The sequence below is a fragment of the Pseudomonas sp. S8 genome (genome assembly GCF_050473925.1).
GTDB classification, from domain to species: domain Bacteria; phylum Pseudomonadota; class Gammaproteobacteria; order Pseudomonadales; family Pseudomonadaceae; genus Aquipseudomonas; species Aquipseudomonas parakoreensis.
Genome location: NZ_JBFDVZ010000016.1, coordinates 78,593 through 95,846, shown reverse-complemented (window position 1 = coordinate 95,846; position 17,254 = coordinate 78,593). Strand labels below are relative to the sequence as shown.

Sequence of the window (17,254 nt, the reverse complement as noted above, 5' to 3'; positions counted from 1 at the left end):
ATCCCCTCGCTACAGGATTTCCTCAGACCGGCACTTCATCCAGCATCAGACGCTGACGCACGACATCGACCAGTTTGTCCGGCTGGAACTTGGAGAGGAAGTTGTCGCAGCCGACCTTCTTCACCATCGAATCGTTGAAGCTGCCGGACAGCGAGGTGTGCAGCACCACATACAGACCGCGCAGGCGCGGGTCGTTGCGGATCTCGGTGGTCAGGCGATAGCCGTCCATTTCCGGCATTTCCGCGTCGGTGAACACCATCAGCAGTTTGTCGGTCATGTTCACGCCGGTATCGGCCCAGGCCTTGAGCATGTTCAGCGCCTTCAGGCCATCACTGGCGATGTGCATTTTCACCCCGAGCTGGCCGAGGGTGTCACGCAATTGCGAAAGCGCCACGTTGGAGTCGTCCACCAGCAGCACTTCGCGGCCGCGGGCACGCTCCAGCACCGGATCGTCGAGTTTGTCGCGCGAAACCTTGGCGTTGTACGGAACGATTTCGGCGAGCACTTTCTCGACGTCGATGATTTCCACCAGTTGATCGTCGACCTTGCTGATCGCGGTCAGGTAATGCTGGCGTCCGGCGCTGGTTGGCGGCGGCAGGATGGCTTCCCAGTTCATGTTGACGATGCGATCCACGCCACCGACAAGGAACGCCTGCACCGAACGGTTGTACTCGGTGACGATGATGGTGCTGTTCGGGCCCGGCACCAGCGGGCGCATGCCGATCGCCTGGGACAAATCGATCACCGGCAGTGTCTGGCCACGCAGGTTGACCACACCGCAAACAAACGGGTGACGTTGTGGCATCAGGGTCAGCTTCGGCAATTGCAGAACTTCCTGAACCTTGAACACGTTGATCGCGAACAACTGGCGTCCGGCCAGTCGAAACATGAGAATTTCCAGGCGATTCTCACCCACCAGTTGCGTGCGTTGGTCTACCGTGTCGAGAATGCCGGCCATCAATGACTCCTGGGCTTGTTCTGATGAATTCACTACTAAGTGGGGTTATCGGCTGTTTATGGCGATTCTTGATCCCCACACAATCACCATCAAAATGCCACACGCAGGCATTGATGTCACATTAACATCATGGTTTACTGGCCCGGCGTTTTCATCTGCTACATTCTCTTCTGGCGCGACCACAGTTTGCGCCACAGGTTCCCGCGTGTAAGGGAATCCCCTAGTAACAATCAGGCCCAACCTGATGTTCGCAATATCCAATAGCCATTAATGTGACGCCATTCTCATTGCATGAACGGAGTCAGGCTATTGTGTGCGATCGCAGGTCAGTGGAAACCCACCCTCTGGAAAACCTCAGCCAGTGCACTTGCACGGCGGGGCGCGATCTCCCGACGGTTCATGATCGTCGACACACACGGCATTCCCTCATCAGACATGACGCTGTGGAGATAAGCATGCCAATCGACCGTAAAGACTGGGCACAACGCTTTCCCGAATTTCTCGTCGAAGCGGAAACACTCCTGGCCAAGTCGGAAGAATGCCTGAGCCACCTGCAATTGATCAGCAACGACAAGGATGCGATCGACTGCATGCGCAGCACCCTGCTCAAGCTGGCGAGCCGTGCAGAAGCGTTGGCACTGGAAGCGATTTCCGAGTTTTCCCTGCACATTCACAGCTTGCTCGATCATGCCCCGGACTCTATCGATCTGCACGCTCAGGCACTGAATGCGCTTCAGGACTGTTTCACCCTGATGGCCTGGCAGATTGAACTGGTCGATCACAATACCGGGCAACTGAGCCTGGATAGCAGCGAGCAAACCTCGCTGATCGAAGCCTTCGCGTTCCAGGTCGGTCAACACCAGTTTCAGCCTTCGCTTTCGCCCCGGCCAATCCCGCTCTTGTCTTATTCCGAGCGCCAGGCCTGATTCGCAGCGGTTAATGCGCACATCGCGGCTGTAGAGCCGAATCGCTGAATGTCGCAAATGAATAGTTCATGCCCGCCAGCGACAATTCGAATTAAATAATCACACCTGACACCCGCAGAAATTTTCCCGCGCCTCAGGGTTTGCCTGTGTCCGTGTAACGATCAACTTCAAGCGACACGGGATATCTATCCAGCATAATAAGGTGACTTTTTTCCATTATGGAACTCACGTCCAACATGGCGACTTTCCTGACCCTTTGGACATATATGGCAAACGCGACCAACGGTATCTTAAGTGGTATTATGCCGCCCGTTAGTTGCTATCAATTAATGGCAAAGTGATTCAGTGACAGTCCTCCCCAACGAAGTTGGCGGTCAAACATCGTTCACTGAACCTCGTTCAAATCAATAACATAATTGACAGCATTTTCAGACAGAGACCCGCCAGCCAACGGCCGGTCTGCCCGCAGCGAATATCCATTGGCTCCATCCGATATGTACGCCAGCCTCAAGTCAATCACCACATGGCCACCGTCCCGGGAAAATGCACGCCGGTTCACACTCATATTGTGTGTCACTGCCACCGCCGGCTGCCTGCTGACCTACGGTTTGTCTGCACCGCTTTCGCTGGGACTGCTGCTGTTGAACATGGCCGCCACTGCTTGTGTCTGGGTGCAATATCGGCTGTCGCGCAAATCGATCAAGTTCCAGCCCCAGGAACTCGCCGATCGCTTGCTGGAAGTCCAGGAAAACGAACGCCACCGCCTCAGCCGTGAACTGCATGACGACATCGGTCAGTTACTGACAGCAGCCAAACTGCAAAGTGAATGGCTGAAAAGACGTTTGCCAACCGACTTGCAAGAGCAATGCTCGACACTCTGCGACACCCTCGAAGAAACCCTCAACAAGGTGCGCGACGTCTCAGCCATTCTCAACCCGCGCCAGTTGACCAGCCTCGGACTGGAAGCCAGCCTGCGTGCGCACTTGCTCAAGACTCTGGCCAACACATCGGTGCACTGGAGCCTCGATTGCCAGCAGCGACTCAACGGCATTCCGGAAGAAATGGCGGTCGCCGCCTTTCGCATCACCCAGGAAGCGGTGACCAACATTCTGCGTCACGCGCAGGCCAGCAACCTGTTGATCCGTGTGCAGCGCCTGCCACAAGGGCTGACGTTGTTGATCAGCGACGATGGCCAAGGCTTTGCGCCTGCTGCGGATCCGGGTCGGGAAGGACAACGTGGAATGGCCGGGATGGCCGAGAGGATCGAACAATTGGGCGGCACGCTGAACGTCATCAGCGAGCCGGGCAAAGGCACTCAAATCGAAGCACTATTCCCCTGGGCGCCCCGTGCACTCGAGCGGGCCAGTACGAATAAGGTTATGCGTTGACTTGTAACTTACTTCTGGTGGATGACCACTCGCTGATCAGAGCCGGCGTGCGCGCTCTGGTGCTCGACATTCCCGGTTACGCCGTCGTTGGCGAAGCCAGCGATGGCTCGCAGTTGCTTGAAATGGTCGAGCAACTGGCCCCCGATATCGTCTTGCTGGATATCTCGATGAAGGAAACCGGTGGCCTTGAAGCCCTGCAACGGCTCAAGCGGGTGCGGCCCCAAAGCAAAGTATTGATTTTGTCGATGCACACCGATCCGGCGCTGATCATGCAGGCACTGGAATCCGGAGCGCATGGTTATTTGCTCAAGGACACCACGGCCACCGAACTTGAACATGCCCTCGAAGCCCTGCGTAACAACGAACGCTACCTGAGCCCGGCGATCGCCCACACCGTGATCAACCAGGCCCTGACCCGCACGCAGAAAAACCCGCCGGAAGTCGCCGATTCGCACAACCTGACAGCCCGTCAACTGGAAATCCTGCGGTTGATCGTGCGCGGCAAATCCACTCGGGAGATCGCCAACGGCTTGGGCCTGAGCATCAAGACCGTCGAAACCCACCGCTCGCAGATCATGAAACGCCTGCAGATCTACGACGTGGCGGGTCTGGTCCTGTTTGCCGTGCGCGAACAGATCATCAGTCTTGACGACTGATCGACCCGGCACCGCCCAATAGCGGCGAATGCTCGGGCAAATGCACCCGCAAGGCCGCAGGGCGCGCCTCGAAGCGCAGGCTGTCGCCTTCAAGCGGCTCACCGTCAAGATTGATGCTCAAGCCCTCGGCGACCTTGATTTCGACCCAGGGCAGGCGGGCTCTTACAAACATATTGTCGATGCCGAAGCCGTCACTGAGCAGGGTCTTCAGCGTACCGACCAACTCCTGCGGTGCCGGCAAAATGCTGATGTCCAACAGGCCATCATCCGCCAGTGCCTGTGGACACAATTCATGCCCGCCCCCCGCCTGACGGCCGTTGCCGATTCCCAGCGCCAGCAGTTCGCCACTCCAGTGAAAGTCCGGGCCCTGCAGTTCGCCGTAGGCCGCGTGCAACTCACTGAAGCGCGATAAACCGGTGAACAGATAGGCGGCCCCGCCGAGTACTTTTTTCAAATCCTCGGATGTATTGGCTGTAACCTGACTACCGAAACCACCGGTCGCCATGTTGAGGAAAATCTGCTCGCCGACTGCGCCCAGGTCAATGTCGCGCGGCGGTACATCGAGAAGCTCAAGCGCCTCGGCCGGCTCCAGCGGAATCCCCGCCGCACGGGAAAAGTCGTTGGCCGTGCCCAGCGGCAACAGCACCAGACTGGCCTTGTGCGGATGCCTGGCAAGGGCTTCAGCGATATCGCGCAATGTCCCATCCCCGCCTCCCGCAATGATCTGCGAGTAGCCGCCCGCCAAAGCTTCTTCCACCAGACGCTGAGCGTCACCGGCCTCCCAGGTCAGGCGTACTGCCAACTCCCAGCCCTGCTTGCGCTTTGCTTCGACAGCGGCGCGAACCGCCTCATTGAGTGCCTGCTTGCCATGCAGAATCAACAGCGCCCTGCGTTCACTCATAACGGTCACTCCCCATAATTGAATCGGTATGAAACATCTTGACCACCGGCACAGGCAAAAAAGCCATCGGAGCACCATTTAATTCAAGTGCCCGGCTTGTCACGTCCTACACAGCGGTATTTTTTCTTACAACAGGTAAGGAATCGGCTCAATTGACCGGACTCGATCCTTGATACACCTTGTGCAGGCAGTATCAATTTTCGTTTTTTTAACAACACAAGGATGTGCAGGGAATGAGTGGATACCCCCTCGGAGCTGGTGACAGTTCGAATGACGGAAAGGCCAGCGCGCTGACACTGAAAACAGCCGACGGATATTTCCATGTCCAGCCATGAAGCCAGAGTTTCAACCCGTCCGATTGCCCCTCTCAACGAAAGTCGCAGCAGTCACAAATCCGATTTCAAAAAGAGCGCCAGAACCGCTGGAGAAGCACAAATGGAACCGCGCGTGACCGAACTGGAAACCCACCTCAGATACATACGCCGGGATATGGATGAAGTGCGCGCAGATGTAAGAACAATCAAGCACCGACTCGCCTATTCGGCAGGTGCAACGGCAGTGATAATGGGACTGTTGGGTTGGGTTGCCAACAGTCGCTTCGATCAGTTGGTCACGCTGATGAGCAATTGACCCGGGAGAATGCAGGATCGACGCTTTCAGGCGTCGAGCCTGCACTTGCAAGGTCAGGCTCAGCGAGGATCAGAGTCAGTCGAGCAGGTCGCTCAGGGGAATGAACCCGACTTCATCACCTTCTACGAGCGTGTGGCCCTCCAGCACTTCTACCAGGCCATCCGCCCAGGCAGCGCTGCGCAACACACCAGAGCTTTGATTGCGATAAATGATGGCCCGTCCTTGCTCGAGTCGACCACGCAGATATTCACGCCGATGGCCGGCCACAGGCCAGACGAAACCTGCTGGCACCGTAAACTTCAGCGGCACAACGTCTCTTACACCTTGACGCCGCAGCAAGTAAGGTCGCGTCAGCAAGGCAAACGTCACCAGCGTCGAAGCGGGGTTTCCGGGCAGGCCAATGACTGGCACGTTGCGAAAATGGCCGAACGTCAGCGGCTTGCCTGGCTTGATTGCCAGTTTCCACAATGCCAGCTCGCCCTCTTCCCTCAATGCAACACCCAGAAAATCTGCTTCCCCGACCGAAACCCCGCCGGTTGAAAGAATCAGGTCGACATCCTGCAAGTCGCCCAGACGCGCTCGGGTGGTGTCCAGATCGTCCGGCAGAATGCCCGCATCGATCACCTCACAGCCCAATCGCTGCAACCAACTGCACAACACCACCCGATTACTGTTGTAAATCTGCCCCGGCCCCAGCGGCTGGCCCGGCTCAACCAGTTCATCGCCGGTGGACAGCACCGCCACTCGGACCTTGCGCACCACATTCAGCCCGTCACATCCCAGCGATGCCGCGAGACCTTGTTCGATCGGTCCCAGCCTTGTGCCTGCCGCCAGGATCAACTCACCCACGGTGGTTTCCTGGCCTTGTGGACGAATGTTCTGGCCGAGGCTCATGATTTCAACGAAGCGCACACTGCCGTCGGCTTGGACTTCGGCGTTCTCCTGCATTTCCACACAGTCGGCACCAGCAGGCACCGGCGCACCGGTGAAGATCCGCGCGCAGGTGCCGGGCTTCAAGGGGGCAGGCGCTTGCCCGGCGAAAACCTTCTGGCTGACCGGCAGCGGTGCGCCGGTCCAATCCGCCAGCCTCAAGGCATAACCATCCATGGCGCTGTTTGGCCAAGGCGGCAGGTCCAGCGTTGAAACCAGGTCTTCGGCAAGCACTCGCCCCTCGACCTGCGCCAATGGCAGAAACTCGCGCTCGACAATCGGCGTGGCCTCGGCCATTTGCAGCAGGCGAGCCAGCGCTTCCTCGACGGGCATCAGGCTGCCGGTCTTGCCCGGCTTACCCACGGGATTCACAAGGCGCCGCCTGTTTCAGGTGAGGAACGAAGTTGCATGGCCGATGCCGCGAATCCAGCTGTTCGGCGAGAATGCCGTCCCACCCGGTGCGCACCGCATTGGTCGAACCTGGCAGGCAACATACCAGCGTGCCATTGGCCAGACCGGCCAGTGCCCGCGATTGCACGGTTGACGTACCGATATCAGCCACCGAAATCTGTCGGAACAACTCACCAAACCCGTCAACCTGCTTGTCGAGCAGACAAGCCACGGCTTCAGGCGTGCTGTCACGCCCGGTAAAACCGGTGCCGCCGGTAATCAATACAACCTGTACCACGTCCTCGGCAATCCAGTGGGCAACTTGTGCGCGGATCTTGTACAGGTCATCTTTGAGCAGGACCCGTTCGGCCAGACGGTGGCCGGCAGCAGTCAGGCGGTCGACAAAGACTTGGCCTGAGGTGTCGGTTTCCAGGGTTCGGGTATCGCTGACAGTCAGCACCGCAATATTCAGCGGTGCGAAAGGTACATCGGCCTTGGCTTTCATTAGGCTCGTCCAGTTGTAGGAGAAACAGCCCGGTGTTATATCACAGCGCCTGAATTTTTCGCCGCCCTGCTGGAGAGCTGCCATGACCCCGAATACGCCATTGCCCCCCTGCTCCATTCTGCTCTTGGCAGGCGGACGCGGCCAGCGCATGGGCGGCCAGGACAAAGGGCTGGTCGAATGGCAGGGTGAAGCGCTGATTGCGCATTTGCAGCGCAAGGTGCGACCGCTGACTGACGATCTGATCATCTCCTGCAATCGCAATCGCGAGCGTTATGCTGCCTACGCCGACCAACTGGTGAGTGATGAAGAAGAGGACTTTCCAGGCCCCTTGGCCGGCATCCTCGCGGGGCTCAAGGCTGCGCGCTTGTCCCATCTGCTGGTCTTGCCCTGCGATGTGCCGCGCATCGACGCAGCGCTGCTGCACGACATGCGCGCAACTGCCGGCCAGTTTCCTGACAAACCTTTAATGTTGCGCCATGACGACCATTGGGAGCCCCTGCTGTGCGTGATTCCGGTAACCCTGTTGCCCGCGTTCGAAACCGCCTGGAACGCCGGAGAACGCAGCCCCGGCAGGGTCATGCGCAACCTCGGCGCAACGGCCCTGCAATGCCCGGACAACGACCCGCGACTGGCCAACCTGAATACCCCCGAACTGTTAAAAGCGCATAACACTGTGTCAGACTGACAGCATTCAAGGAACTCTCACGCCTTGTATACGTCTCAAGCTCAGTAACCAAAAGTATTCCCATTCGGAGACACACTCATGACTCAACGGACCCTCGCCACTTTCATGCTCGCACTGGGCCTGGCAACGCTCGCTGGTTGCTCGTCGCCAACAGTGATCACCTTGAATGACGGTCGCGAAATCCAGGCCGTCGACACCCCGAAATATGACGAAGATTCGGGCTTCTACGAGTTCAAGCAGCTGGACGGCAAAGAGACCCGCATCAACAAGGATCAGGTTCGTACCGTTAAAGAGCTGTAAGCTTTACGTCGACACCGGATACAGAAAAGCCCGCATTGATGCGGGCTTTTTCATGGGTACGTAAAAGTAAATGGTGTCACCACTGCAGGGTGATCTGGCTCTCGAACTCGCGCGTCTCACCGGTGACAGGGTCGACAAACCGCAGCCCTTGCGCCAGCAGTTTGAGCGGATTGGCGTAGTCATCCTCAACGTCTTTCAACACCTGCGGATAAAACGGATCGTTGCAGATACTTGCGCCCAGCGCAGTCATGTGCACCCGCAACTGATGCTTCTTGCCGGTCACCGGATACAGACCGTAGCGCCACAGATCACCGTTCTTTTCCCGGACCTCCACCGCCGTTTCAGTGTTCGCCAGACCCGGGCCTTCCTGCATGCGGAAGAACGGTTCGCCGTCGATCAAGCGACTTTTGTGCACCAGGGGAAACTCCAGCTCCGGCAGCGCACGGGCAATCGCCTCATAGCGTTTATCGATCTGCCGGGTCGGAAACAGCGACTGATAAGCCGAGCGGGTTTGTGGGTTGGCCGAGAAGATCACCAGCCCGGCGGTGTGCCGGTCGATGCGGTGCAGTGGCACCAGATGGGGGTTATCGAGGCGACGGATCAGGCGGCGCAGCAACGTCTGCTCGACATACTCACCGGCGGGCGTGACTGGCAGAAAATGCGGTTTGTCCGCCACTACCAGATGCTCGTCCGCATACAGGATCGACTCGACCACTGGAATTGGCTTTTCATCCGGCACTTCACGGAAGTAGTGAATGCGCAGCCCTTCCTTGTACGGCAGATCCAGCGCAATCGGCTGACCCTGACCGTCCAGCACCCGCCCCCGGACAATCCGGTCCAGCCATTGCTCGCGACTGATCGCGCTGAAATGCTCACACAGGCAATCAAGGACGGTCGCCCAGGACCCCGGAGGAAGGTAAAGGGTGCTGGCCTGATTCTGCGCAGCAGAAAACGTTGGTGTGGACATACGGAAATTCGAACCCTCAATGCAGGCTGGCATTATCCAACACTGAGCGAAACGAACCTAGTGCGGATTCCGCGGCCCGCTTCAGGCCGGAATCGACTTGAGTGCCGCCGCTTCAGTGAACTCCTTGAGCCAGCGCAACACATCGACCGCCTCCCAGCGTCCCGGGTCATACAAGGCGTACAACAATCCCTGATAACCGACCACATCCAGTTGCTTGTGATAACCGGCACGCTGGAACAGCGCTTCGATCTCGGCAAAGCAGGTGTTGAAATGCAGTTTGTTGAACGGCGTCTTGCCCTCCGTGACCAGCCCGTCCAGGCGCAACTCGAGGACCGCCTCGCGCACCACGTCAACCGACATCCGGTTCACGCTGTTCTTCAACTGTTCGACATTGACCACGGTTCGTCCCTCTGACTGCCGGATTCACCTGCTCAAGACTTCACAAGCAGCAGGCCAACCCAATTACTGTATGCGCATACAGTAAACGAATAATCCGCAGAGTGCCAACGGGAGGATGGTCGCTCGCGACCAGCGGATGACAAATCGCTCAGCGCAGGAACGCCACCACCTGATCGGCACTGAACGGCCAATTCAGTTCTGCGCCAGTATCCACTCGGCGCAATACAGGGATCCGCAGGCTGTAAGCCTCAAACCAGGATTCATCCTCTGCAATATCCACCAGCTCCACCAGCAGACCGTGCTCGACAAACGGCATCAACTCGGCTTCTGCCACCTCGCACAGATGGCATCCCAAGGTGCCGAACAACTGACATTCAGGAAGCATGATCGCTCAACCGAAAAAATGAGCGTTCATTCTAGGCCCGCCTCGAAAACCCGTCGAGCCGGCGCAGCCAGATGGCCGGAGCACCGCAGCAAACAAGCAAAACCCTGATGCAAATCAGTCCACGGAAAAGCCAATCAGGCGATGCTTCCGCGCTTTTTGCCTCTACGCTTGAGAAGCCTGAGCCTGACATCGGAGTGTCTTGTGTTTGCCAACCTGTTGATCATCCTCGCCTCCTCCCTGGTGATGATTGCCCTGTTCCGCCGCCTGCGCTTGCCGCCGGTGCTGGGTTATCTCTGCGTGGGCCTGATGGTGGGACCGACCGCTTTCAATTGGGTCAACGAGAGCGAACATCTCCCAGATGTCGCCGAACTGGGGGTGGTGTTTCTGCTGTTCTCGCTGGGCCTGGAGTTTTCCCTGTCGAAGATGATCGCGCTGCGCCAGGTGGTGTTCCGCCTGGGCAGCCAGCAGGTATTGCTCAGCACCGGATTGCTCGGGCTGGTGCTGCTCCTCTTGGGCATGCCGCTGGCCCCGGCCCTGCTGCTCGGCGCCGGGCTGTCGTTGTCGTCGACGGCGATTGTCACCAAGGAGTTGGGCAGCCTGGGCGAAGTCTTCAGCAGTCACGGACAGAACGCGGTCGGGGTCTTGCTGTTTCAGGACGTGGTGGCGGTGTTGCTACTGACCCTGGTGCCAGTGTTCGCCGGAAGCAGCGCGCAAGCCTGGTACTGGGCCTTGCCGCTGACATTGGTGAAGACCGTGGTGCTGTTTTTCGGTCTGTTGCTGGCCAGCCGCTGGTTGCTGCCACGGCTGTTTCATGAAGTGGCGGCCTCGCGTTCGGCGGAATTGTTCGTGCTGCTGGCGCTGGTGATTGTGCTGTTGACCGCATGGCTGACGCACCTGCTCGGCCTGTCCCCTGCCCTTGGCGCATTTCTGGCCGGGATGCTGCTCGGCGAAAGCCACTACCGTCATCAGATCGAAGCTGACATCCGGCCGTTTCGCGACATTCTGCTCGGGGTGTTTTTCGTCAGCATCGGCATGCTGATCGACCTGCAACTGTTCGTCAGTCACAGTGTGTTGATTCTCGGCCTGACCCTCGGCCTGATGCTGATCAAGGGCACGGTCGTCGCGCTCTTGGTGAAATGGCGCGGCAGTGATCACGAAACCGCCTGGCGCAGCGGCCTGGCCCTGGCGCAGGGTGGGGAATTCTGCTTCGCGTTAATGGCGCAAATGCAGCAAAACCAGATGCTGCCTGCCGAGCTGGGCGCCCTGCTGCTGGCGGCAACCTTCTGCTCGATGCTGCTGACGCCTCTGCTATTGCGCGCCGCGCCGCAAATGGCCGCGCGCCTGCACCGCAAGCCGAACCAGGAGGCGCAAATCGAGGAAATCAGCGCCCTCAATGCCGGGCTGGATCAACATGTGGTGATCTGCGGTTACGGCCGTGTCGGTCAATCCATCGGCCGCTTCATGCGCAATGCCAATCAGCCTTATATCGCGCTGGATAACGATCCGGTGCGTGTGCAGGAAGCCACAGCCGGCGAAAGCGAGGTGCATTACGGCGATTCTGCGCGCGGCGACCTGCTGACCGCCGTCGGACTGTTGCGCGCCCGGCTGCTGGTGATCGCCGTGGATCAGAGCGATGTCAGCCTGCAAATTCTCAAGGAAGCGCGCCGGCTCAATGCGCGGATACCGATTCTGGTGCGCACCCGCGACGACAGCCAATGGGCTGAACTCAAAGCCGCCGGCGCCAGCGAAGTGGTGCCGGAGCTATTGGAATCGAGCCTGATGCTCGCCTCCCACGCCTTGGTCATGCTTGGCCTGCCAGCGCATAAGGTGCAGGAGCAAATCGATCAGGTGCGCATTGATCGCTATCGTCTGCTGCACGGCTTCTATCCCGGCGCGGAAGACGAGGAAGCCTAGTCCTGGCTCACCGCGCCGATCTTGTGCAGCGACAGGTCGGCGCCGTAATACTCTTGTTCCTGACTCAGGCGCAGGCCGTGCAAGGCCTTGATCACGCCGTAGACGGCGAATCCGCCGATCAGGGCGACCAGCACACCCAGCGCGCTGCCGATCAACTGACTGATCAGGCTGACGCCGCCAAGCCCCCCCAGCGCAGTCTGGCCGAAGATGCCGCAGGCGATCCCGCCCCACACGCCGCACAGACCGTGCAACGGCCATACGCCGAGCACGTCGTCGATGCGCCATTTGACTTGTGCGGCGGTAAAGCACCAGACGAACAAGGCACCGGCCAGTGCGCCAGTTACCAGCGCGCCTACCGGATGCATCAGGTCGGAACCGGCGCAGACGGCTACCAGCCCGGCCAGCGGGCCGTTGTGCAGGAAGCCTGGGTCATTGCGCCCGGCGATCAGTGCCGCCACGGTGCCGCCGACCATGGCCATCAACGAGTTGACCGCCACCAGACCGCTGACGCCCTGCAAGGTCTGCGCGCTCATCACGTTGAAGCCGAACCAGCCGACGATGAGAATCCACGAACCCAGCGCCAGAAACGGAATGCTCGACGGCGCGAACGCCACCAGGCGCCCATCGCGATAACGCCCGTTGCGCGGACCGAGCAGCAAAACCGCTGCCAGTGCCAGCCAGCCGCCCATGGCGTGCACCACCACGGAACCGGCGAAGTCATGGAACGCCGCGCCAAAGCGTGCCGTCAGCAAAGCTTGCAGACCGTAGTTGCCGTTCCAGATCATGCCCTCGAAAAACGGGTAGATGAACGCCACGATCAGCGCTGTCGCACACAACTGCGGAACGAATCGCGCACGCTCGGCAATCCCGCCGGAGATGATCGCCGGAATCGCCGCGGCAAAGGTCAGCAGGAAGAAAAACTTCACCAGACCGTAACCGTGATCCGCGCTCAGCACCGCCGCCGGCTGCATGAAGGTCACCCCATAGGAGATCCAATAGCCTATAAAGAAATAGGCCAGCGTCGAAACGGCAAAGTCACTGAGGATCTTGGACAGTGCATTGACCTGATTTTTCTGGCGCACCGTGCCGACTTCAAGGAAGGCGAAACCGGCGTGCATCGCCAGCACCATCACCGCACCGATCAGAATGAACAACGTGTTGGAACTGTGGACCAGCGTGTCCACAGCGCTTTGCAGATTTTCCATAAAGAGGCAGACCTGAAGGCTAAAAAGGCACCAAAGCGGTTCGCGCGGACAATTCATGCACCAAGTTGCGCCCCGCCGGACACCGCAGTGGCGCTGCAGTGAACCGCTTTGGCGCACAAGGTCGATGTCCTGACACGGACCAGGATTATTTGAGTTAAGGTTTTGCTGCATGTACGCCCGCCAACAGCGCACGAGCGCGGCAGAACGCACCAGTACATAGCAAAAGCTGTACCAGTCATTTGTACTGAACCTTCGCGCAAGGCTCATACTCGAACGCTTCAGACGTCACTTACGGAGATCCACCCATGGCCAGCATCAAGGCAAAGACCGCTCAAGAAATCCTGATGAACGACTTCCAGACTCTGGTCGCCGACACCGAGCGGTTGCTCGAACACACCGCGACGCTGGCGGGCGATCAGGCCGATGAGCTGCGTGAGCAGATCCACGACAGCCTGTTGCGCGCCCGTGAAACCCTGAAGCTGACCGAAGACACTCTGCGCGATCGCGGTCAGGCTGCGGTCACCGCCACCGAAGACTATGTGTCGGCCAATCCTTGGCAGTCGGTGGGCATCGCTGCCGGCGTGGGCTTTCTGATTGGCCTGCTGGCCACTCGGCGCTGATCATGTCGATCGGCGAATCCGGCCTGGGGTCGGGCACTTCATCCTCCACGCGGCGTCTGGGCGCCGCTGTTCTCGGCTTGCTGCACAGCCATGTCGAACTGTTCGGCATCGAGTTGCAGGAGCAGAAAGCACGCACCGTCAGCCTGTTGCTGTTCGCAGGCCTGGCGCTGGTGTTTGCCCTGCTGTTGCTGGTCGGTCTGTCGACGCTGGTGCTGATCGTGTTCTGGGACACTTATCGCCTGGCGGCAATCATTGGCCTGTGCGTGTTCTATACCTTGGCCGCCGCTTTCTGTGGGCTACGCCTCAAAGCAGCCGTCTTCGATGAATCCTCGCCCTTCCACGGCACGCTGGAAGAGTTGGCCAACGATCGGGAGCGCCTGTTGCCATGAGCTTGCCTGAACTGCCACACAACAGCTCGCGCCGGGAAATGCGCAAGGCACTGATCCGCCTGCGTATGGAAATGCACCGGCAGGAAATCCGCCATGAAGCCGGGCAAGTGCTGCAACCCTTGCAGCGCATGCGCGGGATGACGCAAAACCTGCAAGCAGGTTTCGGCATCAAGCACGCGCCGCTATGGGGCGTGGCTGCTGTGACCCTGTTGGGTTTTATCACCGGCAAGGGCGCGAAAAGCGGTGGCGTCGGCGGCCTGACCCGGCTGATACGTCTGGGCACCAGCCTCGGGCCGCTGATCAGACTGGTGATGCAGAGTTCGGGCAAACGCTGAACCGACGCATCTGGCTGCATTCTTGCAATATCCGCGGGATGAACCTCTTTACCCGGAGGTTCAATCCCGCGCGCCTACCCGGTCGGCGGGGTTCACCCAGAACAAGAACGACTAAGGAGGCCCCGTGATCGACGGGCAACCGCTCGCCTGCTTTCAACCTTTCATCGATACCGCCACCGGGCGTATTGCAGGCGTCGAAGCATTGGGCCGCCTGCGCCAGTCCGATGGCCAACTGGCCTCGGTCGGGCCGTTGTTCGCCGACCCGCGCACACCCGCCATCGCTCTGCGCCGCCTCGACCGACAGATCCGCGACAACGCCCTGAGCCGACTGCATGAAGCCCCCCCGGAGTGGTTTCTCAGCCTGAACATGTCGCCACGCTGGATCAGTCGCCTGCGCGCCGATCAGCCGCTGCCCAGCCTCAAGCAAATGGTGCGACACGACGTCGACCCGCAACGCATCGTGTTCGAGATCACTGAGCTGGGCGGCAACAGTCAGCGTCTGGCCGAAGTGGTGGCGCGTTATCGCGACGCGGGAGCGCGGATTGCGATTGATGATTTCGGCGCCGGTTATTCGCAGCTCGATCGGGTGCTGGCCTTGCAGCCGGACATCCTCAAAATCGACATGCGCCTGTTCCAGGCTGCCGCACTCGGCGGGCCGAGCAGTGACGTGGTCAAAGCACTGGCGCAAATGGCCGAGAAGACCGGCTGCTGGATCATTGCCGAAGGTGTGGAAACCGAGGCCCAGCTCAATTTCGCCCTGGAATGCGGTTCGCGCTACGTTCAGGGCTTCCTGTTTGCCCGGGCGCAGGAGGCGTTCTATCCAACGGATGCCTTCGTGCAGCGCTTCGCTCAATTGCGCCAGCGTTACGTGCGGCAGAAACTGGCTGAACGCGGGCGCCTGATGCAAATGCGTCAACAGCTCAGCGAACTGATGGCGATTCTCCAGGCATGGGCTCAGGCCCACGCACCGCTGAGTGCGCTGCCGCAACTCGAAGCCTTTCCGTGGTTGCTGCGGTTCTACCAATGCGACCGGCATGGCACCCAACTCACGCCTAACCTTGAATGGCGGAACAACGGCTGGGTCGCCGATAACCGCTACCTGGGCCACAACTGGTCATGGCGTCCGTACTTCTATCATTTGCTGGCCGAAGGCTGGGAGGAACGTCGCCTGACGCTGTCCAGCACCTACCGCGATGCCACGAGCAACCAGTATTGCCTGACCGCCGGGCAGTTCTTCGATAACGGTGAGCGCCTGCTGCTGATCGATATTGATGCCGCGGGCCTGTAGTTCCGCTTGCAGGTGCGAGCCTGAACCGGGAAGCTAGGGCAACAGTCATCCCAGTCACCGACGGAGAGAACCAGCCTTGGATTGGCAGACCCTGCTCAACCGCGAACGCCTTGGAAAACCGCTGCACAGCCCGCAAGAGTTGGGCCGTAGCCCGTTCCACAAAGACCACGACCGCATCATCTTCTCCGGCGCCTTCCGCCGCCTGGGGCGCAAGACCCAGGTGCATCCGGTATCGAGTAACGACCATATCCACACCCGTCTGACCCACTCGCTGGAAGTCAGCTGCGTCGGCCGCTCGCTGGGCATGCGCGTCGGCGAAACCTTGCGCAGTGCCCTGCCCGACTGGTGCGATCCGAGCGATCTGGGCATGGTCGTGCAATCGGCCTGCCTGGCCCATGACATCGGCAACCCGCCGTTCGGCCACTCTGGTGAAGACGCCATTCGTCACTGGTTCCAGCAAGCCGCCGGGCGCGGCTGGCTCGACGGCATGAGCGAAGCCGAGCGCGGTGACTTCCTCAATTTCGAAGGCAACGCGCAGGGCTTTCGGGTGCTGACTCAGCTTGAGTATCACCAGTTCGACGGTGGCACCCGCCTCACTTACGCCACCCTCGGCACCTATCTGAAGTACCCGTGGACCGCACGTCACGCCGACTCGCTGGGCTACAAGAAGCACAAGTTCGGCTGTTATCAGAGCGAACTGCCACTGCTGGAGCAGATCGCCCACAAGCTCGGCCTGCCACAACTGGAAGACCAACGCTGGGCGCGGCACCCGCTGGTATACCTGATGGAAGCGGCTGACGACATTTGCTATGCGCTGATCGACCTCGAAGACGGCCTGGAAATGGAACTGCTGGAGTACACGGAGGTTGAATCGCTGCTGCTCGGCCTGGTGGGAGACGATCTGCCGGAAACCTATCGCCAGCTCGGCCCGCAGGATTCGCGTCGACGCAAACTGGCGATCCTGCGCGGCAAGGCCATCGAGCACTTGACCAACGCCGCCGCCAGGGCGTTCGTCGAACAACAGGACGCATTGCTGGCAGGCACTCTGCACGGCGACCTGGTGGAACACATGCACGGCCCGGCCAAACGCTGCGTGCTGAATGCCAAGGACATTGCGCGCAAGAAGATTTTTCAGGACAAGCGCAAGACGCTGCATGAAATCGGCGCCTACACCACCCTGGAAATTCTCCTCAACGCGTTCTGCGGCGCCGCGCTGGAGCAACATGGCGGCCGCACGCCGTCGTTCAAGAGCCGACGCATCCTCGATCTGCTGGGCAACAATGCGCCGGATCCCCATGGCCCGTTGCACACTTCGTTTCTGCGCATGATCGACTTCATCGCCGGGATGACCGACAGCTACGCCAGCGACATGGCGCTGGAGATGACCGGACGCTCCAGCCACTGACAGAACACCGCGCTCACCGGGTCGCCATGACTGCCCGGTTGAGTGCATGGTCTATTGAACCGGCGCAACAGTGCGCGA

General features: G+C 59.7%; 20 protein-coding genes. 12 read left to right on the top strand and 8 right to left on the bottom strand.

From position 1 onward, the window contains the following. Positions 1 to 22: 22 nt before the first annotated feature. Entirely contained in the window at positions 23 to 958 is a 936-nt protein-coding gene (locus AB1J88_RS01705) for a chemotaxis protein CheV (protein ID WP_041069659.1), read from the bottom strand. A gap of 455 nt (positions 959 to 1,413) precedes the next feature. Here AB1J88_RS01705 and AB1J88_RS01700 point away from each other — a divergent pair, with 455 nt between their 5' ends. The 3 genes from AB1J88_RS01700 to AB1J88_RS01690 all read left to right on the top strand — a co-directional run bounded on the left by AB1J88_RS01700 (position 1,414) and on the right by AB1J88_RS01690 (position 3,928). Next, positions 1,414 to 1,884, top strand: coding sequence for a hypothetical protein (locus AB1J88_RS01700; RefSeq protein WP_041069656.1), 471 nt, complete (start codon positions 1,414 to 1,416; stop codon positions 1,882 to 1,884). Between the two features lie 494 nt (positions 1,885 to 2,378). After that, a complete protein-coding gene (locus AB1J88_RS01695) occupies positions 2,379 to 3,272 on the top strand; it encodes a sensor histidine kinase (protein ID WP_041069652.1) in 894 nt (297 codons plus the stop codon). Beyond that, the gene (locus tag AB1J88_RS01690) at positions 3,269 to 3,928 is read left to right on the top strand and encodes a response regulator (protein ID WP_041069648.1); all 660 of its coding nucleotides are present in this window, start codon (positions 3,269 to 3,271) and stop codon (positions 3,926 to 3,928) included. Before AB1J88_RS01695 ends, AB1J88_RS01690 begins: the two co-directional genes overlap by 4 nt. On the opposite strand, the gene yegS is transcribed toward AB1J88_RS01690, so the two are convergent. Further along, complete coding sequence (yegS, locus tag AB1J88_RS01685; protein ID WP_041069646.1) at positions 3,912 to 4,829, bottom strand: lipid kinase YegS; 918 nt, start codon at positions 4,827 to 4,829, stop codon at positions 3,912 to 3,914. The genes AB1J88_RS01690 and yegS overlap by 17 nt on opposite strands. 321 nt (positions 4,830 to 5,150) lie before the next feature. Between yegS and AB1J88_RS01680 the strand changes: the two genes are divergently transcribed. Next, entirely contained in the window at positions 5,151 to 5,459 is a 309-nt protein-coding gene (locus AB1J88_RS01680; protein ID WP_222018773.1) for a hypothetical protein, read from the top strand. A gap of 75 nt (positions 5,460 to 5,534) precedes the next feature. Here AB1J88_RS01680 and AB1J88_RS01675 read toward each other — a convergent pair whose 3' ends face one another. Together AB1J88_RS01675 and moaB are read right to left on the bottom strand one after the other, a co-directional pair. Further along, positions 5,535 to 6,761: a molybdopterin molybdotransferase MoeA gene (locus AB1J88_RS01675; protein WP_041069640.1), complete on the bottom strand. Its 1,227-nt coding sequence runs from the start codon at positions 6,759 to 6,761 to the stop codon at positions 5,535 to 5,537. Then, on the bottom strand, positions 6,745 to 7,284 hold the full coding sequence (gene moaB / locus AB1J88_RS01670) for a molybdenum cofactor biosynthesis protein B (RefSeq protein ID WP_003226719.1): 540 nt from the start codon (positions 7,282 to 7,284) through the stop codon (positions 6,745 to 6,747). Before moaB ends, AB1J88_RS01675 begins: the two co-directional genes overlap by 17 nt. An 82-nt stretch (positions 7,285 to 7,366) precedes the next feature. On the opposite strand from moaB, the gene mobA reads away from it, so the two are divergent. Further along, complete coding sequence (mobA, locus tag AB1J88_RS01665) at positions 7,367 to 7,969, top strand: molybdenum cofactor guanylyltransferase MobA (protein WP_430290036.1); 603 nt, start codon at positions 7,367 to 7,369, stop codon at positions 7,967 to 7,969. Positions 7,970 to 8,047: 78 nt separating this feature from the next. Next, entirely contained in the window at positions 8,048 to 8,269 is a 222-nt protein-coding gene (locus tag AB1J88_RS01660) for a YgdI/YgdR family lipoprotein (RefSeq protein ID WP_003226722.1), read from the top strand. A gap of 76 nt (positions 8,270 to 8,345) precedes the next feature. On the opposite strand, the gene AB1J88_RS01655 is transcribed toward AB1J88_RS01660, so the two are convergent. The 3 genes from AB1J88_RS01655 to AB1J88_RS01645 form a co-directional block, all read right to left on the bottom strand. Then, positions 8,346 to 9,236, bottom strand: a complete 891-nt coding sequence (locus AB1J88_RS01655) for a pseudouridine synthase (protein WP_222018770.1) — start codon at positions 9,234 to 9,236, stop codon at positions 8,346 to 8,348. Between the two features lie 81 nt (positions 9,237 to 9,317). Then, positions 9,318 to 9,635, bottom strand: coding sequence for a transcriptional regulator (locus tag AB1J88_RS01650; protein ID WP_003226726.1), 318 nt, complete (start codon positions 9,633 to 9,635; stop codon positions 9,318 to 9,320). A gap of 148 nt (positions 9,636 to 9,783) precedes the next feature. Continuing rightward, on the bottom strand, positions 9,784 to 10,020 hold the full coding sequence (locus AB1J88_RS01645) for a glutaredoxin family protein (RefSeq protein WP_041069630.1): 237 nt from the start codon (positions 10,018 to 10,020) through the stop codon (positions 9,784 to 9,786). A gap of 201 nt (positions 10,021 to 10,221) precedes the next feature. Here AB1J88_RS01645 and AB1J88_RS01640 point away from each other — a divergent pair, with 201 nt between their 5' ends. Continuing rightward, a complete protein-coding gene (locus AB1J88_RS01640; RefSeq protein WP_430290035.1) occupies positions 10,222 to 11,934 on the top strand; it encodes a cation:proton antiporter in 1,713 nt (570 codons plus the stop codon). Here the strand turns inward: AB1J88_RS01640 and AB1J88_RS01635 are convergent. Continuing rightward, on the bottom strand, positions 11,931 to 13,139 hold the full coding sequence (locus AB1J88_RS01635) for an ammonium transporter (RefSeq protein ID WP_430290034.1): 1,209 nt from the start codon (positions 13,137 to 13,139) through the stop codon (positions 11,931 to 11,933). The two genes, AB1J88_RS01640 and AB1J88_RS01635, sit on opposite strands and share 4 nt — an antisense overlap. Before the next feature lie 305 nt (positions 13,140 to 13,444). Between AB1J88_RS01635 and AB1J88_RS01630 the strand changes: the two genes are divergently transcribed. The 5 genes from AB1J88_RS01630 to AB1J88_RS01610 all read left to right on the top strand — a co-directional run bounded on the left by AB1J88_RS01630 (position 13,445) and on the right by AB1J88_RS01610 (position 17,176). Next, positions 13,445 to 13,759 (top strand): DUF883 family protein, encoded by a 315-nt coding sequence (locus AB1J88_RS01630; RefSeq protein ID WP_025113166.1) that lies wholly within the window; start codon positions 13,445 to 13,447, stop codon positions 13,757 to 13,759. Positions 13,760 to 13,761: 2 nt separating this feature from the next. Continuing rightward, positions 13,762 to 14,148, top strand: a complete 387-nt coding sequence (locus AB1J88_RS01625) for a phage holin family protein (RefSeq protein WP_041069617.1) — start codon at positions 13,762 to 13,764, stop codon at positions 14,146 to 14,148. After that, entirely contained in the window at positions 14,145 to 14,483 is a 339-nt protein-coding gene (locus AB1J88_RS01620; RefSeq protein WP_041069615.1) for a hypothetical protein, read from the top strand. The genes AB1J88_RS01625 and AB1J88_RS01620 overlap by 4 nt, the downstream gene beginning before the upstream one ends. Before the next feature lie 124 nt (positions 14,484 to 14,607). Beyond that, positions 14,608 to 15,771, top strand: coding sequence for an EAL domain-containing protein (locus AB1J88_RS01615; protein ID WP_430290033.1), 1,164 nt, complete (start codon positions 14,608 to 14,610; stop codon positions 15,769 to 15,771). Between the two features lie 76 nt (positions 15,772 to 15,847). Beyond that, on the top strand, positions 15,848 to 17,176 hold the full coding sequence (locus tag AB1J88_RS01610; RefSeq protein ID WP_086794306.1) for a deoxyguanosinetriphosphate triphosphohydrolase: 1,329 nt from the start codon (positions 15,848 to 15,850) through the stop codon (positions 17,174 to 17,176). Positions 17,177 to 17,254: the final 78 nt, after the last annotated feature.

Coding starts and splice junctions, on each gene's coding strand:
- AB1J88_RS01705 (WP_041069659.1), bottom strand. CDS start 958: ATGGCCGGCATTCTCGACACGGTAGACCAACGCACGCAACTGGTGGGT.
- AB1J88_RS01635 (WP_430290034.1), bottom strand. CDS start 13,139: ATGGAAAATCTGCAAAGCGCTGTGGACACGCTGGTCCACAGTTCCAAC.
- AB1J88_RS01655 (WP_222018770.1), bottom strand. CDS start 9,236: ATGTCCACACCAACGTTTTCTGCTGCGCAGAATCAGGCCAGCACCCTT.
- AB1J88_RS01620 (WP_041069615.1), top strand. CDS start 14,145: ATGAGCTTGCCTGAACTGCCACACAACAGCTCGCGCCGGGAAATGCGC.
- yegS (WP_041069646.1), bottom strand. CDS start 4,829: ATGAGTGAACGCAGGGCGCTGTTGATTCTGCATGGCAAGCAGGCACTC.
- AB1J88_RS01630 (WP_025113166.1), top strand. CDS start 13,445: ATGGCCAGCATCAAGGCAAAGACCGCTCAAGAAATCCTGATGAACGAC.
- moaB (WP_003226719.1), bottom strand. CDS start 7,284: ATGAAAGCCAAGGCCGATGTACCTTTCGCACCGCTGAATATTGCGGTG.
- AB1J88_RS01700 (WP_041069656.1), top strand. CDS start 1,414: ATGCCAATCGACCGTAAAGACTGGGCACAACGCTTTCCCGAATTTCTC.
- AB1J88_RS01660 (WP_003226722.1), top strand. CDS start 8,048: ATGACTCAACGGACCCTCGCCACTTTCATGCTCGCACTGGGCCTGGCA.
- AB1J88_RS01680 (WP_222018773.1), top strand. CDS start 5,151: ATGTCCAGCCATGAAGCCAGAGTTTCAACCCGTCCGATTGCCCCTCTC.
- AB1J88_RS01695 (WP_041069652.1), top strand. CDS start 2,379: ATGTACGCCAGCCTCAAGTCAATCACCACATGGCCACCGTCCCGGGAA.
- AB1J88_RS01645 (WP_041069630.1), bottom strand. CDS start 10,020: ATGCTTCCTGAATGTCAGTTGTTCGGCACCTTGGGATGCCATCTGTGC.
- mobA (WP_430290036.1), top strand. CDS start 7,367: ATGACCCCGAATACGCCATTGCCCCCCTGCTCCATTCTGCTCTTGGCA.
- AB1J88_RS01625 (WP_041069617.1), top strand. CDS start 13,762: ATGTCGATCGGCGAATCCGGCCTGGGGTCGGGCACTTCATCCTCCACG.